This is a genomic window from Pseudomonas sp. A-RE-19, from assembly GCF_019956555.1.
GTDB lineage: Bacteria > Pseudomonadota > Gammaproteobacteria > Pseudomonadales > Pseudomonadaceae > Aquipseudomonas.
The window spans coordinates 176,549-198,715 of record NZ_JAHBDQ010000002.1 but is presented as its reverse complement, the minus strand read 5'-3'; the positions used below and the strand labels follow the sequence as shown (position 1 = coordinate 198,715).

General features: G+C 60.5%; 25 protein-coding genes and 1 pseudogene. 19 read left to right on the top strand and 7 right to left on the bottom strand.

The genetic code is table 11. From position 1 onward, the window contains the following. Positions 1-181: 181 nt before the first annotated feature. From msuE to KGB14_RS01980, 5 genes and pseudogenes are all read left to right on the top strand, one after another. Positions 182-745 carry an FMN reductase gene (gene msuE, locus KGB14_RS01995; RefSeq protein ID WP_223483860.1) on the top strand — a complete coding sequence of 188 codons (564 nt, stop codon included), beginning with the start codon at positions 182-184 and terminating at the stop codon, positions 743-745. A gap of 10 nt (positions 746-755) precedes the next feature. Further along, a complete protein-coding gene (gene ssuD / locus KGB14_RS01990) occupies positions 756-1,901 on the top strand; it encodes an FMNH2-dependent alkanesulfonate monooxygenase (RefSeq protein WP_223483859.1) in 1,146 nt (381 codons plus the stop codon). A gap of 135 nt (positions 1,902-2,036) precedes the next feature. Beyond that, positions 2,037-2,330, top strand: a complete 294-nt coding sequence (locus tag KGB14_RS28610; protein ID WP_411740766.1) for an acyl-CoA dehydrogenase family protein — start codon at positions 2,037-2,039, stop codon at positions 2,328-2,330. Beyond that, positions 2,276-2,584: pseudogene (locus KGB14_RS28605) on the top strand (monooxygenase); the annotation flags it as partial. The gene KGB14_RS28610 and the pseudogene KGB14_RS28605, both read left to right, overlap by 55 nt. 24 nt (positions 2,585-2,608) lie before the next feature. Then, positions 2,609-3,712, top strand: a complete 1,104-nt coding sequence (locus tag KGB14_RS01980; protein WP_223483858.1) for a sigma-54 interaction domain-containing protein — start codon at positions 2,609-2,611, stop codon at positions 3,710-3,712. Here the strand turns inward: KGB14_RS01980 and KGB14_RS01975 are convergent. Next, a complete protein-coding gene (locus tag KGB14_RS01975; RefSeq protein ID WP_223483857.1) occupies positions 3,709-4,074 on the bottom strand; it encodes an antibiotic biosynthesis monooxygenase in 366 nt (121 codons plus the stop codon). The two genes, KGB14_RS01980 and KGB14_RS01975, sit on opposite strands and share 4 nt — an antisense overlap. Before the next feature lie 94 nt (positions 4,075-4,168). Between KGB14_RS01975 and soxR the strand changes: the two genes are divergently transcribed. The 10 genes from soxR (at position 4,169) to KGB14_RS01925 (ending at position 11,990) form a co-directional block, all read left to right on the top strand. After that, a complete protein-coding gene (soxR, locus tag KGB14_RS01970) occupies positions 4,169-4,636 on the top strand; it encodes a redox-sensitive transcriptional activator SoxR (RefSeq protein WP_223483856.1) in 468 nt (155 codons plus the stop codon). 265 nt (positions 4,637-4,901) lie between these two features. Continuing rightward, positions 4,902-5,360 carry a VOC family protein gene (locus KGB14_RS01965; RefSeq protein ID WP_223483855.1) on the top strand — a complete coding sequence of 153 codons (459 nt, stop codon included), beginning with the start codon at positions 4,902-4,904 and terminating at the stop codon, positions 5,358-5,360. Between the two features lie 354 nt (positions 5,361-5,714). Further along, complete coding sequence (locus KGB14_RS01960; protein WP_223483854.1) at positions 5,715-6,920, top strand: PepSY-associated TM helix domain-containing protein; 1,206 nt, start codon at positions 5,715-5,717, stop codon at positions 6,918-6,920. Further along, the gene (locus KGB14_RS01955; protein ID WP_223483853.1) at positions 6,917-7,459 is read left to right on the top strand and encodes a thiamine pyrophosphate-binding protein; all 543 of its coding nucleotides are present in this window, start codon (positions 6,917-6,919) and stop codon (positions 7,457-7,459) included. Before KGB14_RS01960 ends, KGB14_RS01955 begins: the two co-directional genes overlap by 4 nt. Next, complete coding sequence (locus tag KGB14_RS01950; protein WP_223483852.1) at positions 7,456-7,776, top strand: hypothetical protein; 321 nt, start codon at positions 7,456-7,458, stop codon at positions 7,774-7,776. The genes KGB14_RS01955 and KGB14_RS01950 overlap by 4 nt, the downstream gene beginning before the upstream one ends. 8 nt (positions 7,777-7,784) lie before the next feature. Next, a complete protein-coding gene (locus KGB14_RS01945) occupies positions 7,785-8,360 on the top strand; it encodes a DUF6162 family protein (RefSeq protein ID WP_223483873.1) in 576 nt (191 codons plus the stop codon). Between the two features lie 35 nt (positions 8,361-8,395). Then, the gene (locus KGB14_RS01940) at positions 8,396-9,325 is read left to right on the top strand and encodes a metal ABC transporter substrate-binding protein (protein ID WP_223483851.1); all 930 of its coding nucleotides are present in this window, start codon (positions 8,396-8,398) and stop codon (positions 9,323-9,325) included. Then, positions 9,322-10,185, top strand: a complete 864-nt coding sequence (locus tag KGB14_RS01935; RefSeq protein ID WP_223483850.1) for a metal ABC transporter ATP-binding protein — start codon at positions 9,322-9,324, stop codon at positions 10,183-10,185. Before KGB14_RS01940 ends, KGB14_RS01935 begins: the two co-directional genes overlap by 4 nt. Further along, positions 10,185-11,084 carry a metal ABC transporter permease gene (locus KGB14_RS01930; protein ID WP_007906536.1) on the top strand — a complete coding sequence of 300 codons (900 nt, stop codon included), beginning with the start codon at positions 10,185-10,187 and terminating at the stop codon, positions 11,082-11,084. The genes KGB14_RS01935 and KGB14_RS01930 overlap by 1 nt, the downstream gene beginning before the upstream one ends. Continuing rightward, positions 11,085-11,990, top strand: a complete 906-nt coding sequence (locus KGB14_RS01925; RefSeq protein ID WP_223483849.1) for a metal ABC transporter substrate-binding protein — start codon at positions 11,085-11,087, stop codon at positions 11,988-11,990. 205 nt (positions 11,991-12,195) lie between these two features. On the opposite strand, the gene KGB14_RS01920 is transcribed toward KGB14_RS01925, so the two are convergent. From KGB14_RS01920 to KGB14_RS01900, 5 genes are all read right to left on the bottom strand, one after another. Next, positions 12,196-12,423, bottom strand: coding sequence for an MbtH family protein (locus KGB14_RS01920; RefSeq protein ID WP_223483848.1), 228 nt, complete (start codon positions 12,421-12,423; stop codon positions 12,196-12,198). Between the two features lie 81 nt (positions 12,424-12,504). Continuing rightward, on the bottom strand, positions 12,505-13,917 hold the full coding sequence (locus tag KGB14_RS01915; RefSeq protein WP_223483847.1) for an aspartate aminotransferase family protein: 1,413 nt from the start codon (positions 13,915-13,917) through the stop codon (positions 12,505-12,507). 143 nt (positions 13,918-14,060) lie between these two features. Beyond that, positions 14,061-14,546: a GNAT family N-acetyltransferase gene (locus tag KGB14_RS01910; RefSeq protein WP_223483846.1), complete on the bottom strand. Its 486-nt coding sequence runs from the start codon at positions 14,544-14,546 to the stop codon at positions 14,061-14,063. A 210-nt stretch (positions 14,547-14,756) separates the two neighbouring features. Further along, a complete protein-coding gene (locus tag KGB14_RS01905) occupies positions 14,757-16,082 on the bottom strand; it encodes an ATP-binding protein (protein WP_223483845.1) in 1,326 nt (441 codons plus the stop codon). Then, the gene (locus KGB14_RS01900; RefSeq protein WP_223483844.1) at positions 16,079-16,759 is read right to left on the bottom strand and encodes a response regulator; all 681 of its coding nucleotides are present in this window, start codon (positions 16,757-16,759) and stop codon (positions 16,079-16,081) included. The genes KGB14_RS01905 and KGB14_RS01900 overlap by 4 nt, the downstream gene beginning before the upstream one ends. Before the next feature lie 265 nt (positions 16,760-17,024). On the opposite strand from KGB14_RS01900, the gene KGB14_RS01895 reads away from it, so the two are divergent. From KGB14_RS01895 to dsbG, 4 genes are all read left to right on the top strand, one after another. Next, positions 17,025-17,714 carry a hypothetical protein gene (locus KGB14_RS01895; protein WP_223483843.1) on the top strand — a complete coding sequence of 230 codons (690 nt, stop codon included), beginning with the start codon at positions 17,025-17,027 and terminating at the stop codon, positions 17,712-17,714. Between the two features lie 130 nt (positions 17,715-17,844). Then, positions 17,845-19,578: a protein-disulfide reductase DsbD gene (gene dsbD, locus KGB14_RS01890; protein ID WP_223483842.1), complete on the top strand. Its 1,734-nt coding sequence runs from the start codon at positions 17,845-17,847 to the stop codon at positions 19,576-19,578. After that, a complete protein-coding gene (locus KGB14_RS01885) occupies positions 19,578-20,444 on the top strand; it encodes a TlpA disulfide reductase family protein (RefSeq protein WP_223483841.1) in 867 nt (288 codons plus the stop codon). Before dsbD ends, KGB14_RS01885 begins: the two co-directional genes overlap by 1 nt. Continuing rightward, on the top strand, positions 20,420-21,187 hold the full coding sequence (gene dsbG / locus KGB14_RS01880) for a thiol:disulfide interchange protein DsbG (RefSeq protein ID WP_223483840.1): 768 nt from the start codon (positions 20,420-20,422) through the stop codon (positions 21,185-21,187). Before KGB14_RS01885 ends, dsbG begins: the two co-directional genes overlap by 25 nt. 94 nt (positions 21,188-21,281) lie before the next feature. On the opposite strand, the gene KGB14_RS01875 is transcribed toward dsbG, so the two are convergent. Beyond that, positions 21,282-22,094 (bottom strand): alpha/beta fold hydrolase, encoded by an 813-nt coding sequence (locus KGB14_RS01875; protein WP_223483839.1) that lies wholly within the window; start codon positions 22,092-22,094, stop codon positions 21,282-21,284. Between the last annotated feature and the right edge of the window lie 73 nt (positions 22,095-22,167).

Genomic DNA, 22,167 nt, shown 5'->3' with positions numbered 1-22,167 from the left:
GTTTGCCTGGCAATAGTCATTCAACAAACACCCCGTCAAATCGAACAGCGTTTACCAGCCAACGCGCTGAAAGCCACGGAAAACGGGGCTCCCAGGGATTGGTACAGCTCTTGCTGAGGAGGGGAATAACCCCGGTGACTACTCACTGCTTCCACAGCAACTGTTTAAAAAGGAACTGATCATGTCGCGCACATTGAAAGTCGTTGCCCTCTCCGGCGGTACCTGGCGCCCGTCTCGCACCTTGGTGCTGACCCAAGCGCTGTTGGCCGAACTGGCCGAGCAGCTGCCGATCGAGAGCACGTTGATCGAACTGGGCAATATCGCCCGACCACTCGGAGCGGCACTGTCACGCCAGGAACTGAGCGCCGACATCGAAGCCGAGCTGCAAGCAATCGAAAGCGCCGATCTGCTGATTGTCGCTGCGCCGGTTTATCGCGATTCCTACCCAGGCCTGCTCAAGCACCTGTTCGACCTGATCGACCTCAACGCGCTGATCGACACCCCAGTGTTGTTGGCGGCCACCGGGGGTAGCGAACGTCACGCGCTGGTGCTCGATCATCAGTTGCGGCCGCTGTTCAGTTTCTTCCAGGCCCTGACCTTGCCGATTGGCGTGTACGCCACCGAAGCCGACTTCTCCAATTATCAAATAACCAGTGAGCCCTTGAAGGCCCGCATTCGTCTTGCTGCAGAACGCGCGGCGCCGTTGTTCGGCGTGCACCCCAAAAATCTGCTGAAAATCGCTTAAGGATCTCTTCATGGATGTTTTCTGGTTTCTGCCGACCCACGGCGATGGCCATTACCTGGGCACCACTCAGGGCGCGCGCCCGGTGACCCTCAACTATTTGAAACAAGTGGCCCAGGCTGCCGACAGTCTGGGTTACCACGGCGTGCTGATTCCCACCGGACGCTCCTGCGAGGACTCGTGGGTGATCGCCTCGGCCCTGGTGCCGTTGACCGAACGCCTGCGGTATCTGGTCGCGATCCGTCCGGGGATTATTTCGCCGACAGTCTCGGCACGCATGGCCGCGACCCTGGATCGACTGTCCGGCGGCCGTTTGCTGATCAACGTGGTGACCGGCGGCGACCCGGATGAAAACCGTGGCGATGGCAGTTTTCTCGATCACAGCGAGCGCTACGAAGTCACCGATGAATTCCTGAAGATCTGGCGGCGGGTGCTGCAAGGTGAATCGGTGGATTTCGAAGGTAAACACCTACGGGTGCAGAATGCCAAAGCGCTGTACCCACCGGTGCAGAAACCTTATCCGCCACTGTATTTCGGTGGCTCCTCCGAGGCCGCTCATGATCTGGCTGCCGAGCAGGTCGACGTTTACCTGACGTGGGGCGAACCACCCGCCGCCGTGGCTGAAAAACTCGCCGATGTGCGAGAGCGCGCGGCGCGAAACGGTCGTACGGTGAAGTTCGGGATTCGCCTGCATGTGATCGTCCGTGAAACCGCCGAAGCGGCCTGGAAAGCCGCCGACAAACTCATCGAGCACATCAGCGACGAGACCATCGCGGCGGCGCAGAAGTCGTTCTCGCGCTTCGACTCCGAAGGCCAGCGACGCATGGCTGCGTTGCATGACGGCCGTCGCGACAATCTGGAGATTTCGCCCAACCTCTGGGCCGGTGTCGGTCTGGTGCGCGGCGGTGCCGGGACTGCGCTGGTGGGCGACCCGCAGCAAGTGGCGGCGCGGATCAAGGAGTACGCGGACCTCGGGATTGAGAGTTTCATCTTCTCCGGCTACCCACACCTTGAAGAAGCTTATCGCTTTGCCGAACTGGTGTTCCCGCTGCTGCCCGAGCCGTATGCCAGCCTGGCCGGACGTGGCGTCACCAACCTCACCGGGCCGTTTGGCGAAATGATCGCCAATGATGTGCTGCCGGCTCACGCCAAAGCCTGATCATGACCCCGGTCCCGTAGGAGCTGCCGAAGGCTGCGATCTTTTGAGGCCCGAGAGGTCACTGAAGATCAAGATCAAAAGATCGCAGCCTTCGGCAGCTCCTACGGTTGTCCGCTTGAAAAAAGGAACACCTGCGTGACTGCCAAGCCACTAAGCGCTCCGTTGTCTCCCTTGCAGATCGCTCGCCAGCTGGCTGCCGGGTTTGCCCTGACCGCCGTCGAGCGCGATGAACGCGGCGGTACGCCGAAAGCCGAACGTGACGCCTTGCGCCACAGCGGCCTGATCGTTTCAAGCATTCCTGTCCGGTACGGCGGCCTTGGCGCCAGCTGGAGTGAAACCCTGAACATCGTGCGCGAGTTCGCCAAGGTCGACAGTTGCAACGCGCCGCCGAATCGCTCGACAAGGCTTGGGCCAAGGGTCCGAATCTGAGCGACGAGGAACGCGGACATCTGGCCACCGCCATCGCCACCGCCAAGGTCGCCGCGACCCGCAACGGTCTGGAGCTGTGCAGCCGCCTGTTCGAAGTGACCGGCGCCCGCTCGACGCATGCCTCACTGCGACTGGACCGTCACTGGCGCAATCTGCGCACGCAAACCCTGCACGATCCGCTGGATTACAAACTCCATGAACTGGGTGACTGGGCACTGAACCAGTCCCTGCCGACGCCGACCTTCTATTCATAGCTTTCAACTCATGGAGCCTGCCCCATGCAACTGCTGACCTTACCGCCCTCGCCCGCCCTGGCCACCTCGATCCGCGCCACGGCGCAGGTGTTCGAAGACCCGAAATCCCAGGCCCTGCTCGCGCACTTGCAGCAGGTCGCGCCGAGTGAAGCCAGCGTGCTGATCATTGGCGAAACCGGCACCGGCAAGGAACTGGTGGCGCGGCATATCCACAACCTCAGCGCCCGCCGCAACCGCCCGTTTGTGGCGGTGAACTGCGGCGCCTTCTCCGAATCGCTGGTGGAGGCCGAGCTGTTCGGCCATGAAAAAGGTGCCTTCACCGGAGCGCTGAGCGCCAAGGCCGGCTGGTTCGAAGAGGCCGATGGCGGGACTTTGTTTCTTGACGAAATTGGCGATCTGCCAATGGCGATTCAAGTGAAACTGCTGCGTGTATTGCAGGAGCGCGAAGTGGTGCGTCTGGGGTCGCGCAAGAGCATTCCCATCAATGTGCGAGTGCTGGCGGCAACCAACGTGCAACTGGAGAAAGCCATTAATGCCGGGCACTTTCGCGAGGACCTGTATTACCGCCTCGACGTGGTCAGCCTGGAACTGAGCCCGTTGCGTGAGCGTCCCGGCGATATCCTGCCACTGACCCGGCATTTCATTGAAGCCTACAGCCAGCGCCTGGGTTACGGCAGCATCACCATCAGCAAAGAGGCCGAGCACAAACTGCGCAGTTACAGTTGGCCGGGCAACATCCGCGAACTGGAAAACGTCATTCACCACACCCTGTTGATTTGCCGCAACGGTGTGATCGAACGCGATGATTTGCGCCTGTCGAACATGCGCATCGAGCGTCAGGACGACTATCAAGCCAACGTCGACGACTCACCGGAAGCCTTGCTCGATCGGGCCTTCCAAAAGCTCTTCGAGGAACAGGCCGGCGCGCTGCACGAGAAAGTCGAAGATGCGTTGTTGCGGGCAGCCTATCGCTTCAGCCACTACAACCAGGTGCACACTGCCGCGCTGCTGGGGCTGAGCCGCAACGTAACCCGAACCCGGCTGATCAAGATCGGCGAACTGGCGGTGAACAAACGCCGGCCGACGGAAAATCTGCAGGGCGAGCGTTTGATGCAGTTGTCGATCTAGCCGATCAGTGTGCAGTGCAGCGCGTGATCATGGCTAAGCGCCAGGCTATGCAGCACCTGGAATGAACCGAAGGTGACGGTTCTAGCCTGGTGGGCGCGAATCAGCTGCCAGAAATCCTGCTCGCCGCTTTCAAAGCTCTGAAAGGCGGCCTCCCCTGCTTCGCGGGATTGCCATTGCAGGTAATTGAGCACCCGCCGGCCATCGTCGCTGACCTGGATACTGGCACTCAGAAAGCCCGGGTAGCCCTGGGCCAGACGTTCGGTGTGTGCCGACAGCGCCGACACCAGCGCGGTCTGTTGATGGGGTTGGATCTCGAATTCGATCAGTTGGGTGAAGCTGCGATTCTTCTCTGGCGCGTGCATGAATAGTCCCCACTCACTGTAAGCCGGATCTTGCGACCCGAAGGCCTGCAGGGTAAAACCTCGAGCTAACTAGAGGTCAAGGGGCATTTTTTAAATGATCACCTCGCAAAACCTGCATAAAGAACTGACCGTCGGCCAAGTGGCCGCCCGCAGCGGTGTGGCGGTCACGGCGTTGCACTTCTATGAATCCAAAGGGCTGATCAAAAGCAATCGCAATCAGGGCAATCAGCGGCGTTATCCGCGGGAAGTGTTGCGCCGGGTGGCGCTGATCAAAGTGGCCCAGCGCCTGGGGATTCCGTTGGCGGAGATTGGCGAGGCCCTCAAATCCCTGCCGGACAACCGTGCACCGACAGCGGCGGACTGGAAAGTGCTGTCGGCACAGTGGAGTCGGGATCTGGATGAGCGGATCAATCAACTGACCCTGCTACGGGACAGGCTCAATGGCTGCATCGGGTGCGGGTGTTTGTCGATGGAGGCGTGTCCGCTGCGTAACTTTGGAGATGTGCTCGGGGAACGCGGGCCGGGGGCGCAGTTGCTTGAGTCGGGGGTTGATCGGGAATAGCGGCGCGGCTATCGCGAGCAGGCTCGCTCCCACATTTGATCGGCGTCGAATGCAAATTTTGTAATCAGTGGAGATTTCCTGTGGGAGCGGGCTTGCTCGCGAAGGCGTCCTGTCAGTCGACGAGGATTTAGATGCTCGATTGATAGCTGAACGATGGCACTGCTGCTCGTCGGGCACTCGGTTACGGGGAAGGGGCTGACCTATAGTTATTCGACCGGAAATCGGCGAAGGAACACCTTAACCCCACAATAAAAGGAGAACCGTCATGAGCGTCAAACCTATTCCAGAGGGTTATCACAGCATCACCCCTTATCTGGGCATTCAAAAAGCTGCCGAAGCCATCGACTTCTACAAGAAAGCCTTTGGCGCCACCGAAGTCATGCGCCTGGCCATGCCCGATGGCGGCATCGGGCATGCCGAACTGCGTATCGGCGACTGCCCGATCATGCTTGGCACACCCTGCGACCAGGGTCCATTGAGCAACCCGGACAAGTCGCCGTCCGTGGGGCTGCATCTGTATGTAAACGATGTGGACAAGTCCTATAAACAGGCCATCGATGCTGGCGCCACGGTGGTGTCCGAGGTCAAGGATCAGTTTTATGGCGACCGTTCGGGGACCTTGAAGGATCCCTACGGGCATTTGTGGTTTCTGGCCACGCGTAAGGAGGATTTGACTCAGGAACAGATCGAACAGCGGGCCAAGGAGATGTTTAAGCAGGGTTGAGGGCTTCAGTGTCCGATCCGGCCCCATCGCGAGCAGGCTCGCTTCCACAGTTGATCGGTGTTGAACGCACATTATGTGTACGCCGCCGATCCAGTGTGGGAGCGAGCCTGCTCGCGATGGGGCCATTACATTCAACTTCAATGTCGACTGTCAGGCCCCATTCACGAGCAAACCCACCCAAGACAGAAACACGAAACATTTACTTTCATATCCCCTTTCGGGATTTCCGATGCTCATACGTCTTATTTAGATGCAGTCGGTCGCGTAGGCAAAAGCCACGGCCGGACCTTTCATGGACCGCAACGCTGGGAAGCCCGCAGCAGAGGTCCTCTCATCGAAACAAGACCTTTAATCATGTCGAAGAAATCCCGCTCAAAACTCTGGTTTCTGGTCCATGGCTGGCTGGCGCTGCCCATCTGGTTCTTTGTATTGATCGTCTGTGTGACCGGCACGCTGGCGGTGGTCAGTCAGGAAATCGTCTGGCTGGCCAACCCGCAAATGCGCGCCAGCCCGCCTTCGGACGATGCGCCGCGGCTCAATTACGACGAGATCATCGCCGCCATCAAAAAGGCCGAACCCCAGACGCTGGTCCAGGGCATCAGTCGCCCCGACGAGTCGCATTTCGCCCTGGACGTGGACGTCACTTACCCGGACGGACGCTCGGTGACGGTCTACGTGAACCCCTACAGCGGGGTGATTCAGGGCACTGCCCCACCATTCAATTTCAAGGCGTTCACCCGCGCACTGCATGGCTGGTGGTTGGTGCCGTTCACCAACGGCTACAGCTGGGGCTGGTATCTGGTGTCGTTCCTCGCGCTGCCGATGCTGGCGTCGCTGGTGACCGGGCTGGTGGTCTACAAACGGTTCTGGAAAGGCTTTTTCCGGCCGACCCTGCGCATTCGTCATGGCGCGCGGATTTTCTGGGGCGACTTTCATCGGCTCAGCGGCATCTGGTCGATCTGGTTCATCGCGGTGATCTCGATCACCGGTGTCTGGTTCCTGATCAAGGCGATTCTGTTCGATAACCAGATTTCGATTACCACGGAACCCGTGGTGTCGGTCGTTTCGCGCGAAAGCGTGCCGTTGACCAGCACCGGCAAGCCGGCCCCGATGATCAGCCTGGAACAGGCCATCAAGGTCGCTCAGGAACAAATCCCCGGACTTGACGCCAGTTTCGTCACCCTGCCGGGTAACGCCTACAGCCACCTCTCGGTCGGCGGTCGAAGCTGGTATCCGCTGATGTTCCAGACGGCCGAGGTCAACCCGTACAACGGCGATATTGCCAGCACGCGACTGCTGACCGATCGCACCGGCCTGGAGTTCGTGACCGAGTCGATGCGTCCGTTGCACACCGGTGATTTTGGCGGGATCTGGATCAAGCTGATCTGGTTCTTCTTCGGTTTGTTGCTGAGCATGATGGTGCTCAGCGGGTTGCTGATCTGGACCAAACGCACCGCCCTGGCCACCGCCAATGCGTTCAAGCGCAGCAACAAGGCCCCACGCCCGGTGTCGAGACCGCAAACGGTCATGAACCAACAGACGCCGGAGGGCAACCTGTGAGCAAGACGATCACTGCACCGCAGCCTTCCCGGGCGAGCCTGCTCTGGCGCAAATGGCGCTTCCACATCAACATTTTCTTGCTGCTGATCCCTTTGGGCTTCATGCCTGAATACTTTGCCGACGCCTCGCTGTTTCGCGGCGACAGCGGACTGGGGGAGCGGGAAATCGGCCAAATCCAGGTCGGCCCCTGGAGCCTGCAACTGGCCGAACTGCGCAACGAAGCGCCGCGATTGACCGGCCCCGCCGGCTACATGAAAGGCTTCAACGCAACGCTGTGCGAGCGCTGTCGCGATCAGGTCAAGGCGACTTACCTGCGCATCGGCAAACCCCGCAGCCTGCGCGCGGCCGGGGTGATTTTCTTCGGTACGCCGTACCGCATGGGCGCGATGCTGCCGGTGCCTGAAAAGACCAAAACCGATGCCGAGCTGTGGATCACCATGGAAGGCTGGGACGGCGCCATGCATCAAGCGTCCATCCCCCTGAGCCAGGCATCCCCGGCCACCCTCGCATGGTTGAACAAACAAGGAGGCAAACCATGATCAACGCTTTTCGCCCCGTTTTATTCATGTTCTGCGCCGCCTTCAGCGCCAGCGCCCTGGCCCACAACCCGATGTGTGAATGCAAGGCCATCGACGCCGAACAGATTCAATGCACCGGCGGTTTTTCCGACGGCAGCGGCGCGCCAGGAGTGACCCTGGACGTGATCGGCTACGACGAAACCATTTTGGTGCCGGGCAAACTCGGCACCGATTCGACCCTGACGTTCAAGAAGCCCGGCTCTGAGTTCTATGTGCTGTTCGACGCCGGTCCCGGCCATGTCGTCGAGATCGACCAAGCCGACATCGAGGCGCCCTGAACATGAGCATGACCTCGCCCACCACCCAAGTTGTGCGCCCGGCCGGTGCCGGCCATGAAACCCTTTATGTGTTGCTGTTGTGCCTGATGATCCTGGCGGCTGCCGGCTCGGTAGTCGCCTGGCGTGGCGAGGCTCAGGAGGTGAGCAGCGTGGGCAGCCATCAGCTGGATGCCCGTCGTGATCTGAGCGCCTCCGAGCAAGGTATTTACGCCGACCTGCGGGTCACGCTGGATGAAATTCATCTGTTGCGTCAGGAACAACAGGCGCTGCCCACGCCCGCCACTCTCGCCGATGAAGGCTTTGCACCGTTTGCCCAGGACGCCAGTTCTGTCAGCCGTGGCGGCCATGCCTGGCAGTTGCTGAACGCCAAGGCGTACTTCGGCCGGAGCCAGAGCCCAACCGTTGCCGGTTCGTTTTTGATGCGTTTGACCGCTGAAGACGACTGGGCGCCGGACATCTGGCTCAACCGCGGCAGCGCCCTCCCTGCTCCGAACGATCTCACCGACGCTGCGCTCAACGGTGCCGGCTGGCAGCAGATCGTCGCGCAATTCGATGCCGGCGTCACCCGCCAGCATCGGCATTGAACCCTCGCCTTCACCCGAGAGAAGACCGCTTTCCCATGCCTAGCTCATCTCAACGCCAGTCCTTTTTTCGCCTGCTAGTGGTCGGCCTGTTTGCCTGTTTGCTGACGCCCTGGGCCAGTGCCGACGAAACCAAGCGCCTGCGCATCGGCATCACCCTGCACCCTTATTACAGCTACGTGGCCAACATCGTCGGCGACAAGGCCGAGGTGGTGCCGCTGATCCCGGCCGGTTTCAACCCGCATGCCTACGAGCCACGGGCCGAAGACATCAAACGCATCAGCGGGCTGGACGTGGTTGTACTCAACGGCGTGGGCCATGACGACTTCGCCGACCGCATGATCGCCGCCAGCGAAACCCCGAACATCAAGGTGATCGAAGCCAACGAAAACGTGCCCCTGCTCGCCGCCACCGGCGTCGCTGCCCGGGGCGCTGGCAAGGTGGTCAACCCGCACACGTTCCTGTCGATTAGCGCCTCCATCGCCCAGGTCAACAACATCGCCCGGGAACTGGGCAAGCTCGATCCGAGCAATGCCAAAACCTATACCCAAAACGCCCGCGCCTACGGCAAACGCCTGCGGCAGATGCGCGCCGACGCCTTGGCAAAACTGACCCTGGCACCGAACGCCGAGCTGCGCGTGGCCACGGTGCATGCCGCCTACGACTATTTGCTGCGCGAGTTCGGTCTGGAAGTGACCGCCGTGGTCGAGCCGGCCCACGGAATCGAACCGAGCCCCAGCCAGCTGAAAAAAACCATCGATCAACTGCGGGAACTGGACGTGAAAGTGATTTTTTCGGAGATGGATTTCCCGTCCACTTACGTCGAGACCATCCAGCGTGAGTCCGGGGTGAAACTGTATCCGCTGTCGCACATTTCCTATGGCGAATACACCGCCGACAAGTACGAAAAAGAAATGACCGGCAACCTCAATACCGTGGTCCGGGCGATTCAGGAGTCCGGCGCATGACGGCTAAAGAAACCATCAGCCCGACCACCCCCGAATCCCCTGTGGGAGCGAGCCTGCTCGCGAAAGCGTCCAGTCAGTCAACATCATCGTTAAATGACACACCGCATTCGCGAGCAAGTCGAATCGTCGCACCGCCGCTCCCACAGGTTTCGGGGCCGACGCTGGATTTCGCCGAGGTCAGCCTCACGCTGGGCCGCACGACGATCCTCGACAAGGTGACCTTTCAGGTCCGGCCCGCCAGCGTGCATGCACTGGTTGGACCAAACGGTGGCGGCAAGAGTTCGCTGATCAAGACCCTGCTGGGGCAAATGCCGCATCAGGGCCGCTTGAGCCTGCAATGGCCCGGTGAACCCGGGATCATCGGCTACGTGCCCCAGGCGCTGGAATTCGATCGCGGTTTACCGATGACTGTCGACGATTTCATGGCCGCCATGTGCCAGCGGCGCCCGGCGTTCCTCGGCTTGAGCAAACATTACGCGGCGGCTATCGGCGAGGCACTGGAACGGGTCGGCATGCAAGACAAGCGCAAGCGGCGCATGGGCGCCCTCTCCGGCGGCGAGCGCCAGCGCGTTTTGTTGGCCCAGGGATTGATTCCGGCGCCGCAATTGCTGGTGCTCGATGAACCGATGTCGGCCCTCGATGAGGCCGGCATTCAAGTGTTCGAACGGCTATTGGGCGACTGGCGCCAGAGCGGCATTACCGTGCTGTGGATCGAGCATGATCTGGAAGCAGTCGGGCGCCTGGCGGACCGGGTCACCGGGCTTAATCGCCGGGTGCTGTTTGATGCCACGCCGAAACAGGCGCTGACCCCGGAGCGACTGCTGACTTTGTTCTCGACCCATCCCCGGAGCGCTGCCTGATGAGTTACGAAGCCTTTCGTTTGATGGTCCAGGGATGGGCCTCGTCGGGTTATCTGCCGGAAGCGTTGGCCTATGGATTTGTGGTCAACGCGCTGCTCGCCGGGCTGTTGATCGGCCCGGTGCTGGGCGGCCTGGGTACGCTGGTGGTGGTCAAGCGCTTCGCGTTTTTCTCCGAAGCCGTAGGCCACGCGGCACTGACCGGCGTGGCTATCGGTATTCTGCTCGGCGAGCCCTACACCGGGCCTTATGGCAGCCTGTTCGGTTACTGCCTGCTGTTTGGCATCTTGCTCAACTATTTACGCAACCGCACGGGGCTGGCGCCGGACACGTTGATCGGTGTGTTCCTTTCCGTGTCGTTGGCCTTGGGTGCCAGCCTGTTGTTGATTCTGGCGGGCAAGATCAACGTGCACATTCTGGAAAACGTGCTGTTCGGTTCGGTGCTGACGGTCAACGGCAATGACCTGCTGGTATTGGCCATCGTCGGTTCGCTAGTGATGGCGCTGGCCCTGCCGCTGTACAACCGGATCATGCTCGCCAGTTTCAACCCGCAACTGGCGGCGGTGCGCGGTGTGGCGGTGAAGACCCTGGATTACCTGTTCGTGATTCTGGTGACCCTGATCACGGTGGCGGCGGTGAAAGTCATCGGCGCCATTCTGGTCGGCGCGCTGTTGGTGATTCCCGCGGCGGCTGCGCGCTTGCTCAGTCAGTCGCTGAAGGGTTTCTTCTGGTGTTCGGTGCTGATCGCCACGGTCAGCACGCTGTGCGGAATTCTCGCGCCGATTGTCTTTGATCTACCCATTCCGTCCGGTGCCGCGATCATTCTGGTGGCCGGTATCGCCTTCGCCCTGGCCGCGATTGCTCGCGGCATCGTTCCAAGTCTGAAAGGGAACCTCGGATAAATGTCTTTTTCTGTGCGTCAATTGACCCTGGCCATGGCCTTGTGTGGGCTGGTCACCACCCCGCTGTTTGCGGCAGATAGCGCCAAACCATTGCGCGTACTCGCCGCCCTGCCCATCACTTACGGCCTGGGCGAGGTCCTGCTCAAAGGCACCGACGTCAACCTTGAACGTGCGACGCCAGCGAACCTTCCCGGCAGCCGACAGACCGCCTACTTCACCGGCCGTGGCGCTCCGGCGCTAAGCAAACTGGCGATCGACGCCGATGCGGTCATCGGCCTGCGCTCGCTATGGCCGGACGACCCGCTGTACCCGAACGCCCGTCGCAGCAATATCCGCATCATTGAAATCGATGCCGCCCGCCCCGTGGACGGCGCCCTGCCCGGCATTGCTGTGCAGCCTGGCAGCAAGGTTGACGGTTTGAACAGTCAGCCTTGGTTGGCCAGCAATAACATGGGCCGCATGGCGGATGTGATGGCGGCAGATCTGGTGCGCCTGGCGCCAGCGGCCAAACCGAAGATCGACGCCAACCTGGCGGCGCTCAAACAGCGCCTGCTCAAGCTCAGCGCCGACAGTGAGTCACGGTTGGCCAATGCAGACAATCTGAGTGTGATGAGCCTGAGCGATCATTTCGGCTATCTGATCGGCGGCCTTAATCTGGAGCTGGTCGGCCTCGATGCACGGCCGGATGCCGAGTGGACGCCCGAAGCCCTGACGCAATTGGGCGCAACCCTCAAAGCCAATGACGTGGCGGTGGTGTTGCATCATCGCCAGCCATCGGACGCGGTGAAAACGGTGATTGCCGGGGCGGGCAGTCGGTTGGTGGTGTTGAGCGTCGATGCGGCGGATCCGGTGGCCGAGTTGGAGGGGAATGTGGATTTGGTGATCAAGGGATTGAGCGGGGTGTAACGTCAGTTAGACCGCGTTATCGTTCTTCGCGAGCAGGCTCGCTCCCACAGTGGATTTGGGTCGATCACAAAATCTGTGACCACCACCGATCAAATGTGGGAGCGAGCCTGCTCGCGATGGCGGCCTGACAGGCAACACAGATTCCAGACCTGAAAAAGCCCGCTGACCGTCACCGGTTCAGCGGGCTTCTTTTTTGGGTGATGCCTCAGTGAGCCACGGCCGCCTGTTCTGCCATTTTCTGGCGCAGGCTCAGTGGACGCATGTCGGTCCAGACCTCTTCGATGTAGGCCAGGCATTCTTTTTTCAGGCCGCTCTTGCCCACAGTACGCCAGCCTTGTGGTACGGCTTTGTAGTCGGGCCAGATCGAGTATTGCTCTTCGTGGTTGACCACGACCTGAAAGAGGATGTCTTCGCGGTCGAATACTGACGTCATGCTGTCTCTCCATCGCTGTAGGGTGGGCCGCGCGGCGTGCGCAGCCGTTATGTAGAAGGAACGTTCGAGGCACCAAAAAATTTAGAGGCTGGCGGTGGCTGCGGCCATGGCCCTACCGAAAATGTCAGCCACCCGATCGATTTCGGCGGCAGTGATCACCAGCGGCGGCAGGAAACGCACGACACCGCCGTGACGCCCGCCCAGCTCGAGAATCAACCCGCGCCTGAGGCATTCGCGCTGCACCAGCGGCGCCAGACGAGCGAATATCGGTGGATGACCTTGGGCGTCCGGCGCGCCGGTCGGGTCGACCAGTTCGACGCCCAGCATCAAACCGCGTCCACGGATGTCACCCAGTTGCGGGAAATCCCACTGCAGGATGCGCAGGTGTTCGCTCAAGCGCTCGCCCATGGCGGCGGCGTGCTCACAAATCTTGTGCTCTGTCAGGTAGCGCATCACCGCAGAGCCTGCGGCCATGGCCATCTGATTACCGCGGAAGGTCCCGGCATGCGCGCCCGGCAGCCAGGTGTCGAGCCAGTCGCGATAGACCACCACTGCCAGCGGCAGGCTGCCGCCGATGGCTTTGGACATCACCACCACGTCGGGAATGATCCCGGCGTGCTCGAAGGCGAACATCTTGCCGGTGCGGGCAAAACCGCTCTGGATTTCATCGACAATCAGCGCTACCCCGGCCTGCTCGGTGATGCGTCGCAAGCCGCGCAGCCAGTCGAGATCGGCGGGAATCACCCCGCCCTCGCCCTGCACCGCTTCGACGATCACCGCTGCGGGCAATTGCACGCCGGCTTCTGGATCATTCAGCAGGTTTTCCAGGTAATTCAGGTTGACCTGCACCCCCAGCGCGCCGCCGAGCCCGAACGGGCAACGATAATCGTAAGGGTATGGCATGAACTGCACGCCACTGCTGAGCAAGGCACCCATCGGCTTTTTCGGCCCCAGGCTGCCCATCAGACTCAGCGCGCCCTGACTCATGCCGTGGTAACCGCCCTGGAACGACAACACCGTGCTGCGCCCGGTGGCGGTGCGCACCAGTTTCAGAGCGGCTTCCACCGCATCGGTACCGGTGGGGCCGCAGAACTGGATCTTCGCTTGCGCGGCCAATGCCGGCGGCAGCAAACCGAACAGGTCTTGAACAAACTGATCCTTGACCGGCGTGGTCAGGTCGAGGGTATGCAGCGGCAGTTCATCGCTCAGCACTTGCTGGATCGCTTCGATCACCACTGGATGGTTGTGCCCCAGGGCCAGCGTCCCCGCACCGGCCAGGCAATCGATGAAACTGCGACCTTCGACGTCTTCGACATAAATGCCCTTGGCTCGCTTGAGTGCCAGCGGAATGCGTCGCGGGTAGCTGCGGGCATTCGACTCTTGCTGACTCTGACGGGCCAGCAGCGGCGATTCGTTGAACTGAAAAAGCGTCTCCGCAGGCGTCAGGACGATCCGGGCCGGCTGATCTTCGATAAGGCTGGTAGCGACTGACATCTCTCGATCCCTCAATACGCTGTTGATAGTGACCAAAACTGCACACCGGGCAGGTGCGCGTTCCGGTCACGGGGCGCACTTGCAGGTTTTCCTGTTCTGGAAACGCATCAGGACCTCAAGGATTTAGACCCTCGGTCAGCTTTCTATGAAGGCGACGACAGCACCTTGTGCATGGGAATGACGTGCAGTCCCGCCACGGTGAAGGTTTCAGCGCACGCTCGATAACCCAAACGACGATAGAACGCCTCGCTGGTACGGGTACTGTTGAGCCGCGCCCGAGGCAAACCCTGAGCGATCAACCACGTCTCGAGGTCGTGCACCAGCGCTTGTCCGGCGCCTCGCCGAAACCATTCCGGTTGCACGTAACAGAACGCGACCTTGCCGCTGATCGCCGCCATGGCAACGCCGATCGGTTTGTCCTGCAACAGGGCGATGTTCAGGTACAACCGCGGCTCGGCCAGCCAGGGCTGCACATGGTCGATGGTTTTGTTGTGGGTCCAGGTGGCGACGGTTCGCGGATCGTTGCGATGGTCCAACGCGCAGCCGACGCGAATGGAACGCTCGACGATCCGGCTGATGATGCCGGCGTCGGCAGGCGTGGCCTTGCAGATGTGTATCGATGCATCCATGGCGCTGTTTACCTCAATCCATTGAGTCAAAGCTGCCGGGGACGATAACGCTGTGGGAGGCCGGGTGGCTAATGGAGAGACGTTACATTTGGTGTGCAACACAGAATAAATGTAGGAGCTGCCGAAGGCTGCGATCTTTTGATCTTGCTTCTAAAAAGGTCAAAAGATCGCAGCCTTCGGCAGCTCCTACAGGGGGTTTTGTGTTGTTGGTTAGACCGGTTGCAACGGCATCGTCAATTCAACCCGCAAGCCATCCGGCCGGCTGTCGAAATGCAGGGTACAACCGCAGCGCTGGACGATGGCCTGGACTATCGCCAGGCCGAGGCCGCATCCGGTGCTCTGGCCATTGCGCCAGAAGCGTTGGGTCAGGTGCTGCAAGTCGTCTTCAGCAATCCCCGGGCCATGGTCGCGCACCAAAAAGTGCACGCGGTCACCGGTGGTTTCCAGGCTCAGTTCCACAGCCCCATCGCCAGGGGTATGGCGCAGGGCGTTGTCGAGCAAGTTGCGCAACGCGGCAATCGACAGCACCGCGGGCATTTGCAGCGGCGCATCGGAAAATGCACTCGGCAACTGAAACCTGATCCGCTGACGATCACCGCTTGCTGCATCCTGAATCGCCAGTTTCGCTACCTGCTCGGCGCTGCATTGCACGCCATCATCGAACGACAGGCTGCCCTCGACACGCGCCAGCAGCAGCAATTGTTCAAGCGTGCGGTGCAGCCGGTCAGCGCCCTCTTCAGCCCGTGCCAGGGACTGATCCCGGGCGCTGCCTTCGGTCATGCGCGCCACTTGCAGGTGGGTTTTGATGGCGGTCAGCGGGCTGCGCAACTCGTGCGCGGCATCACCGGTCAGGCGCCGTTCGCGCTCGATGGTCTTGCCGATGCGCTGGAACAGTTGATTCTGGGTTTCCAACAGCGGTTGCAGTTCGCTGGGCAGTGGCTGGATCTGCAATGGCTCCAGAGAATCGGCGCTGCGCCGCATCAGCGCATCGCGCATACGATTGAGCGGTGCCAACCCCTGACCGATGCCGAGCCACAACAGGCACAGGCAGCCGAGCAGCGCTACGCCGACCGGCACCGAGGCTGCCAGCAGAATGGACATGTTCAGCGCTTCGCGCTCGATCTGTCGGTCGGCGGTGGTAATGCGCACATCCCCGCGCGCCAGGGTGAAGCTGCGCCAGGGTGCGCCGTCGATCATTTGATCGTGGAAGCCCATTTTTTCGGCTTCCAGAGTTTGTTCGGGGCTGCTGTGGCTGCGAGCCAGGATTTCGCCGCGCAATGAACTGACCTGACAGGCCATGCCACCAGGAATGCTCAGCTGTTCAGCGCTGAAATGAGTGCCTTCACCCTTGCTCGGCAACGTTGGCAGTTGCTCCAGCAGCCCGGCGACCATCCGCGCCGAGGCGACCAACCGCTGGTCGAGGGAAAACATCATCTGGTTGCGCAGATCACTGAGCATCCAGGCGGCGGCCAGAGCCCAGATCAGCGCGAAGGCAGCGCCGAGGGTCAGGGTCAGGCGCAAACGCAGGCTCATCACTTCGATTGTTCTCCGCCATCGGCCGGCCCCAGACGATAGCCCAGGCCGCGCACGGTCTCGACGATACCGTTGCCGAGTTTGCGCCGCAGGTGATGGATATGGACGTTGAGGGCATTACTCTCCAGTTCGTCATTGAAACCGTAGACGCTGTCCTTCAGTTGCTCGGTGGACAGGACCCGGCCGCGGTTGTGCAACAAGGCTTGCAACAGCGATTGCTCACGGCGCGACAAATCCACCGATTGGCCGCCGAGCAGGGTTTCGCGACTGCTCGGGTCGTAGGTCAAACGACCGTGCTCGATCAGATTGACGCTGCGCCCCGCCACTCGTCGCAGCAAGGTGTGCAGACGCGCAGCGAGTTCGCGCAGGTCGAACGGTTTGAGCAAGTAGTCGTCGGCGCCCGCTTGCAGGCCGTCGACCCGGTCGGTGACCGAATCCCTGGCGGTGAGGATCAGTACCGGGATTTCCAGGCCTTGGTGGCGCAACTGCTGCAACAGCTTCAGGCCGTCTTCATCGGGCAGGCCGAGATCGAGCACCATGACGTCGAATTCCGCGACTTTGAGCATGGCCCGGGCCTTGGAGGCGCTAGCGACGTGTTCGACGGTCAGGCCTTGAGCGGTCAACCCGGCAACAATGCCACTGGCGATCAGCTCATCGTCTTCGCAAACCAGTACGTGCATGGGAGCTCCGTAAGCAAAAAAGGCGAGTTAAGCAGAGCACGATTAAGCCGCAATTATGGCAAGCATCGTCACTGACGAGAAGCAGGGCTGCGAATATCGGTCTTTTCAGAAACGCGTCAACCCATTGACTGAGCAATCACACATTGTCGTGTTGAATCATTCAGCCGAAACAAAATGCCTTATAAATCGAATTCAACACATCACAACTTCAAGCTAGTCTAATTCCGCAACTAACCAATCTATACTTATTAAAAGGACTTAATTAATGCCACAATTAAAAAACTTTGTCGCCATTGACTGGCGCTCGGGCCCGGATCGCATTTTTTTCTTCTTCAAGGACACAAACACCTACTCTCGATTTAATATTGGCGATCATGAAGTGCCGGCAGGATATCCGACTGCTGTCGCCGGCAGGTGGGACACCATTAGCCAAATTGAAGAGTTGCGCTTTGGCTTCACGACTACTTCGATAGGCTGGAATACTGGCACCGACGAGGATATTGCATGGTTGTTCTATACCAAAGACGGCACCCCCATGGTGTGCAAGTACGATCAGGATAGCGACAAGGTCGCCAACGTTTCCAAGGTAGCCAGCTCAATCTGGGCCCCGATCCTCCCGTATTTCGACAAAATAGTCGCCGGAACATGGTGGCAAATAGCTGGACATCCAAAGTTATTCAAATTCCTTCTGAATGACGGACATTATATAAACTTCAATTACCTCAAACAAAAACTGACTCACGAAGCCATCACTTACAACACGATGCCCGGACTGGAGCACTATAAAGACCGAATCATCACTGCCGCACAAAATGACCGGACTTTCGCAGACAGCTACTGGTATATCTTTCTGACCAACAACCAGTACTTGATTTACAACATCCAGCAAGACCGGTTGATCAAAGGTGCGACCACCATCACTAACTCCAACTGGCCCGGGCTGTTGCGCGACTGAGTACCGGCAGAGATCCGAAACATTAGCGTGCAGATTCGTCCTGTCGACGTATAAGCGGGAGGCGGTTAATCATTGGTTAATCGCCGCCCTCCACTGTGCACCTCACTTGCACAGGGACAGGGTCTCATTCATGCGTCATTTTTTTCTGTTGCTGGCTCTGCTGGTGTCGGCCCTGGCTCAGGCCGGAAATAATCCTTTTGACACGAAACCTGAGTTTCTGCCGGTCGACAAGGCGTTCACGCTCACCTCCGAACGTCTGGAATCCGGTGAAACCCAAGTGTTCTGGCAAATTGCCGACGGCTATTACCTGTATCAAAAGCGCTTGAAACTGGACGGGCTCGCCGCAGAAAACGCGCCGGCATTGCCCGAAGGCGAGTCCCACAGTGACGAGTTTTTCGGTGAGCAACCGGTCTATCGCCAGGGGTTGGAGTTGAAGATTCCGGCGACGGCCAGCGGCCAGATCAAGGTCGGTTACCAGGGCTGCGCCGACGCGGGTTTGTGTTATCCGCCACAGACCCGGGTCATCGACCTCGGGGGCAACGCGGCAGCGGCGATGAACGGCGAAGCACCGGATCAAGCCTTGGCCAGCAACCTGCAGCAGCGGGCGCCAGGCTGGAGTCTGCTGGTATTTTTCGGCCTCGGCCTGCTGCTGGCGTTCACGCCTTGTTCGCTGCCGATGCTGCCGATCCTCGCCGGAATGATTGTCGGCAGCGGCGCCACACCGCGACGAGGCTTCGTGCTGGCCAGCAGTTATGTGATTTGCATGGCGTTGGTGTACGCAGCGATGGGGGTGGTGGCGGTATTGTTAGGGGCAAACCTTCAGGCATGGCTGCAGAACCCGTGGCTGCTCGGTGCTTTTGCAGCGGTGTTTGTGGTGCTGGCGCTGCCGATGTTCGGGTTCTTCGAACTGCAATTGCCGGCGGCGCTGCGTGACCGGCTGGAACACGCCTCGCGCAGCCGCAGCGGCGGCAGCCTGATCGGTGCAGGTGTGCTTGGGGCGTTGTCCGGTCTGTTGGTCGGCCCGTGCATGACCGCGCCGCTGGCGGGCGCCCTGCTCTACATCGCACAGAGCGGCAATGCGCTGCACGGCGGGCTGATTCTGTTCGCCATGGGCATTGGCATCGGTGTGCCGCTGTTGTTGCTGGTGACTGTCGGCAATCGCTTCCTGCCCAAACCCGGCGCGTGGATGAACCTGCTTAAAGGCGTGTTCGGCTTCCTGTTCCTCGCCACGGCGTTACTGATGTTGCGGCCGGTGCTGGATGAGTCGCTGTGGGTCGGTTTGTGCGGTGCCTTACTGTTGATTGCCGCCTACAGCGCCTGGAAGCAGTCCGAAGGCTTCGGCCGAGTCGCGCAATTGTTCGGCGCCAGTTCGCTGTTGCTGGGCCTGTGGGGCAGTCTGCTGATGGTCGGTGCGGCGGGCGGCAGTGACGATCCGTATCAGCCGCTGCAGGTGTACAGCGCCAGTCGCACCGGCACCGCGGCGCCGAACGCTCACGATGCATTCACGACGATCAAAGCGCCCGCCGCCCTGCAACGCGAACTCGACGCGGCCAAGGCACAGGGTCAGTGGGTGCTGCTGGACTACTACGCTGACTGGTGTGTGTCGTGCAAAGTCATGGAGAAACAGGTCTTCGCCAAACCACACGTGCTGGAAGCGCTCAGCGATGTGCGCTTGCTACGGCTGGACGTCACCGCCGACAATGCCGCCAGCCGCGAACTGCTCGGCCGTTATAAAGTGCCAGGGCCGCCAAGCCTGTTGTGGATCGGCACCGACGGCATCGAGCGCCGCAGCCAGCGCATCACCGGTGAGGTCGATGCCGGCACTTTCCTGCAACGCTGGACCACCACCCGAGACGCTCGTTAATGCTGACCTTTACCCTCGGCACCTTTGCCATCGCGCTTAATCACCTGCTGCTGATCAGTGCCCTGGCGCTGGCGACTTTTGTCGGCTGGCGGGTGGCCAAGCGCGGCGGCGAGAACCCGGAGTCGGTGCTGTTCAGCCTGTTCCTGCTGGGCATGCTGGCGGCCCGGGTCGGTTTCGTGATCGCCTACTGGGCGCACTATCGCAACGATCCGTGGCAGATCATCGACCTGCGCGATGGCGGTTTCCTCGCCTGGCCGGGGGTGCTCGTACTGTTGCTCGCCGCGTTATATCGAGGCTGGCGTCGCCCGGGCCTGCGCCGGCCGTTGGGCTTTGGCGTGGTCAGTGGTCTGGCGTTCTGGTTGCTGGCAACGTTCTCCCTGAGTCTTTACGAACAAGGCACGCGCCTGCCGCAGATCACCCTGCGCAATGCCGCCGGCCAAACCGTGCAGCTGAGCGACTATCAGGGCGGTCCGCTGGTGATCAACCTTTGGGCCACCTGGTGCCCGCCGTGCCGCCGGGAAATGCCGGTGCTGGAAAACGCCCAGCAACAACGCCCGGACCTGACCTTTCTGTTCGTCAATCAGGCCGAAAGCATGCAGAGCGTCAGCACCTTCCTCGAGACCCAGGGTTTGAGTCTGACTAATGTGCTGTTTGACGGCAGCGGTCGATTGAGTCATGCCGTGGGTTCCATGGCATTGCCGACTACGCTGTTCTATAGCCCCGATGGGCACCTGCTGGGCAGCCATCTGGGCGAGCTCTCTGAAGCCAGCCTGGCCCGCGCCCTGGAAAACTTCGACACCCCGAACCCGGCCACCTCGGCCACGCCTTCAAGGAAACTGCCATGCCTCGCCTCCGCCACCTGCTGACGTTGACCCTGGGTGCTGCGTTGCTGCACCTGCCGTTGGTACAGGCCGAAGAATTGCCTGAAGCGATCAAGAAGATCGAAGCCAAGGGCGCGAAAATCGTCGGCCAGTTCGACGCCCCCGACGGTCTGCGCGGCTACGCGGCGCAATACCAGAACCGCGGCATGGCGCTCTATCTCACCCCGGACGGCAAACATGTGTTGCTGGGTAACCTGTACGACGCCGAAGGCAATGACCTGAGCAGCGCGCCGTTGCAGAAACTGGTGTATGCGCCAATGGCCAAGGAAATCTGGGGCAAGATGGAAGCGAGCAACTGGATCGGTGACGGCAACAAGGATGCACCGCGAATCGTCTACCTGTTCAGTGACCCGAATTGCCCGTACTGCAACATGTTCTGGGAACAGGCGCGGCCGTGGGTGACGGCGGGCAAGGTGCAGTTGCGGCACATCATGGTGGGCATCATTCGCGAAGACAGCCCAGGCAAATCCGCCGCGCTGCTGGCCGCCAAGGACCCGCAGAAAGCCTTGGAAGAGCACGAGAAATCCGGCAAGGACAGTTCGCTCAAGGCGCTGAAAGACGTGCCACCGGCGATTCAGGCGAAATTCGCGGCGAACATGAAGTTGATGGAAGACCTGGAACTGGCCGCCACCCCGGCGATTTTCTACATGGATGACAAGGGCCAGCTGCAACAACAGCAAGGCGCGCCGTCGCCAGACAAGTTGGTGAAGATTCTCGGGCCTAAATAATCCCACCGCCCCCATCGCGAGCAGGCTCGCTCCCACAGGGATATGCGATCACCTGTGGGAGCGAGCCTGCTCGCGATGAGGCCATTAAAATCGACTAAGTTCTCTCAGCCAAAAACTTCAACAGCGAGTCTGTAACAAACTGCGGGTTCTCCAGATTGGAGATATGCCCCGCCTCCGGCACCAGCACGTACGGACAACCGATCAACTCAGCCATTTCTTCGGTTTCCGACGGCGGACGCGGTTTGTCCTGATCGCCGCACATCAACAGCGTGGTTTCAGGGTTCAGTTCACCCAGGCGCGGCAACAGATCATCACGACCAAAGGTAATCCGCCCCATCGGCACGATGCTTTCACGCAGACGATCGGCCGGTAGCGCAGCCAGTCTGGCGCGGAAATCCTGATACAGCGCAGACTGTGGATCGATGCCCGGACGGAAGAAGATCGGCACAATGATGTCGAGCAGCTGCGGCGAGATCACACCGGTGTCTTCGATCTGCTTGAACAGCGAGAAATAGTATTGGCGGGTCGGTTCCGGTTCGACGCCGACGTAGGTGTCCATCAGCACCAGACCGTTGAGCCGCTGCGGCGCGGACAGCGCCAGCCGAACGCCCCACATGCCACCCACCGAAAGACCGACCAGCGTGACGCGATCGATGTCCAGATGATCGAGCAAGGCCAGTGCCTGACGCGCCACGTCATCCAGCGATGTCGTGCACTCGGGCATCCGCCCGGATTCACCATGGCCCCACAAGTCCAGGGCGATGACCCGGTGTTGCTGCGACAGCGCCGCAATCTGTGGCGCCCACATGGCCTGGTCCCACAGGTAACTGCCGGCCAGCAGAACCGCAGGGCCTGTGCCTTGATCCATGTAGTGAAGCGCTTGTCCATCAACCGTTACGAAGGGCATTGACTGTCTCCCTGGTGAAATCGGATCCATTAAAAAACACAGGAAGACTGAGCCGCATGGGACCGGCAGTCAA

What these genes read in the sequence shown, in the direction of transcription:
- KGB14_RS01920 (WP_223483848.1), bottom strand. Translation starts at nt 12,423, where the DNA reads ATGACGTCAGTATTCGACCGCGAAGACATCCTCTTTCAGGTCGTGGTC.
- KGB14_RS01885 (WP_223483841.1), top strand. Translation starts at nt 19,578, where the DNA reads ATGCTGACCTTTACCCTCGGCACCTTTGCCATCGCGCTTAATCACCTG.
- KGB14_RS01875 (WP_223483839.1), bottom strand. Translation starts at nt 22,094, where the DNA reads ATGCCCTTCGTAACGGTTGATGGACAAGCGCTTCACTACATGGATCAA.
- dsbG (WP_223483840.1), top strand. Translation starts at nt 20,420, where the DNA reads ATGCCTCGCCTCCGCCACCTGCTGACGTTGACCCTGGGTGCTGCGTTG.
- dsbD (WP_223483842.1), top strand. Translation starts at nt 17,845, where the DNA reads ATGCGTCATTTTTTTCTGTTGCTGGCTCTGCTGGTGTCGGCCCTGGCT.
- KGB14_RS01915 (WP_223483847.1), bottom strand. Translation starts at nt 13,917, where the DNA reads ATGTCAGTCGCTACCAGCCTTATCGAAGATCAGCCGGCCCGGATCGTC.
- KGB14_RS01910 (WP_223483846.1), bottom strand. Translation starts at nt 14,546, where the DNA reads ATGGATGCATCGATACACATCTGCAAGGCCACGCCTGCCGACGCCGGC.
- KGB14_RS01900 (WP_223483844.1), bottom strand. Translation starts at nt 16,759, where the DNA reads ATGCACGTACTGGTTTGCGAAGACGATGAGCTGATCGCCAGTGGCATT.
- KGB14_RS01895 (WP_223483843.1), top strand. Translation starts at nt 17,025, where the DNA reads ATGCCACAATTAAAAAACTTTGTCGCCATTGACTGGCGCTCGGGCCCG.
- msuE (WP_223483860.1), top strand. Translation starts at nt 182, where the DNA reads ATGTCGCGCACATTGAAAGTCGTTGCCCTCTCCGGCGGTACCTGGCGC.
- KGB14_RS01965 (WP_223483855.1), top strand. Translation starts at nt 4,902, where the DNA reads ATGAGCGTCAAACCTATTCCAGAGGGTTATCACAGCATCACCCCTTAT.
- KGB14_RS01975 (WP_223483857.1), bottom strand. Translation starts at nt 4,074, where the DNA reads ATGCACGCGCCAGAGAAGAATCGCAGCTTCACCCAACTGATCGAATTC.
- soxR (WP_223483856.1), top strand. Translation starts at nt 4,169, where the DNA reads ATGATCACCTCGCAAAACCTGCATAAAGAACTGACCGTCGGCCAAGTG.
- KGB14_RS01980 (WP_223483858.1), top strand. Translation starts at nt 2,609, where the DNA reads ATGCAACTGCTGACCTTACCGCCCTCGCCCGCCCTGGCCACCTCGATC.
- KGB14_RS01925 (WP_223483849.1), top strand. Translation starts at nt 11,085, where the DNA reads ATGTCTTTTTCTGTGCGTCAATTGACCCTGGCCATGGCCTTGTGTGGG.
- KGB14_RS01945 (WP_223483873.1), top strand. Translation starts at nt 7,785, where the DNA reads ATGACCTCGCCCACCACCCAAGTTGTGCGCCCGGCCGGTGCCGGCCAT.
- KGB14_RS01950 (WP_223483852.1), top strand. Translation starts at nt 7,456, where the DNA reads ATGATCAACGCTTTTCGCCCCGTTTTATTCATGTTCTGCGCCGCCTTC.
- ssuD (WP_223483859.1), top strand. Translation starts at nt 756, where the DNA reads ATGGATGTTTTCTGGTTTCTGCCGACCCACGGCGATGGCCATTACCTG.
- KGB14_RS01940 (WP_223483851.1), top strand. Translation starts at nt 8,396, where the DNA reads ATGCCTAGCTCATCTCAACGCCAGTCCTTTTTTCGCCTGCTAGTGGTC.
- KGB14_RS01930 (WP_007906536.1), top strand. Translation starts at nt 10,185, where the DNA reads ATGAGTTACGAAGCCTTTCGTTTGATGGTCCAGGGATGGGCCTCGTCG.
- KGB14_RS01935 (WP_223483850.1), top strand. Translation starts at nt 9,322, where the DNA reads ATGACGGCTAAAGAAACCATCAGCCCGACCACCCCCGAATCCCCTGTG.
- KGB14_RS01960 (WP_223483854.1), top strand. Translation starts at nt 5,715, where the DNA reads ATGTCGAAGAAATCCCGCTCAAAACTCTGGTTTCTGGTCCATGGCTGG.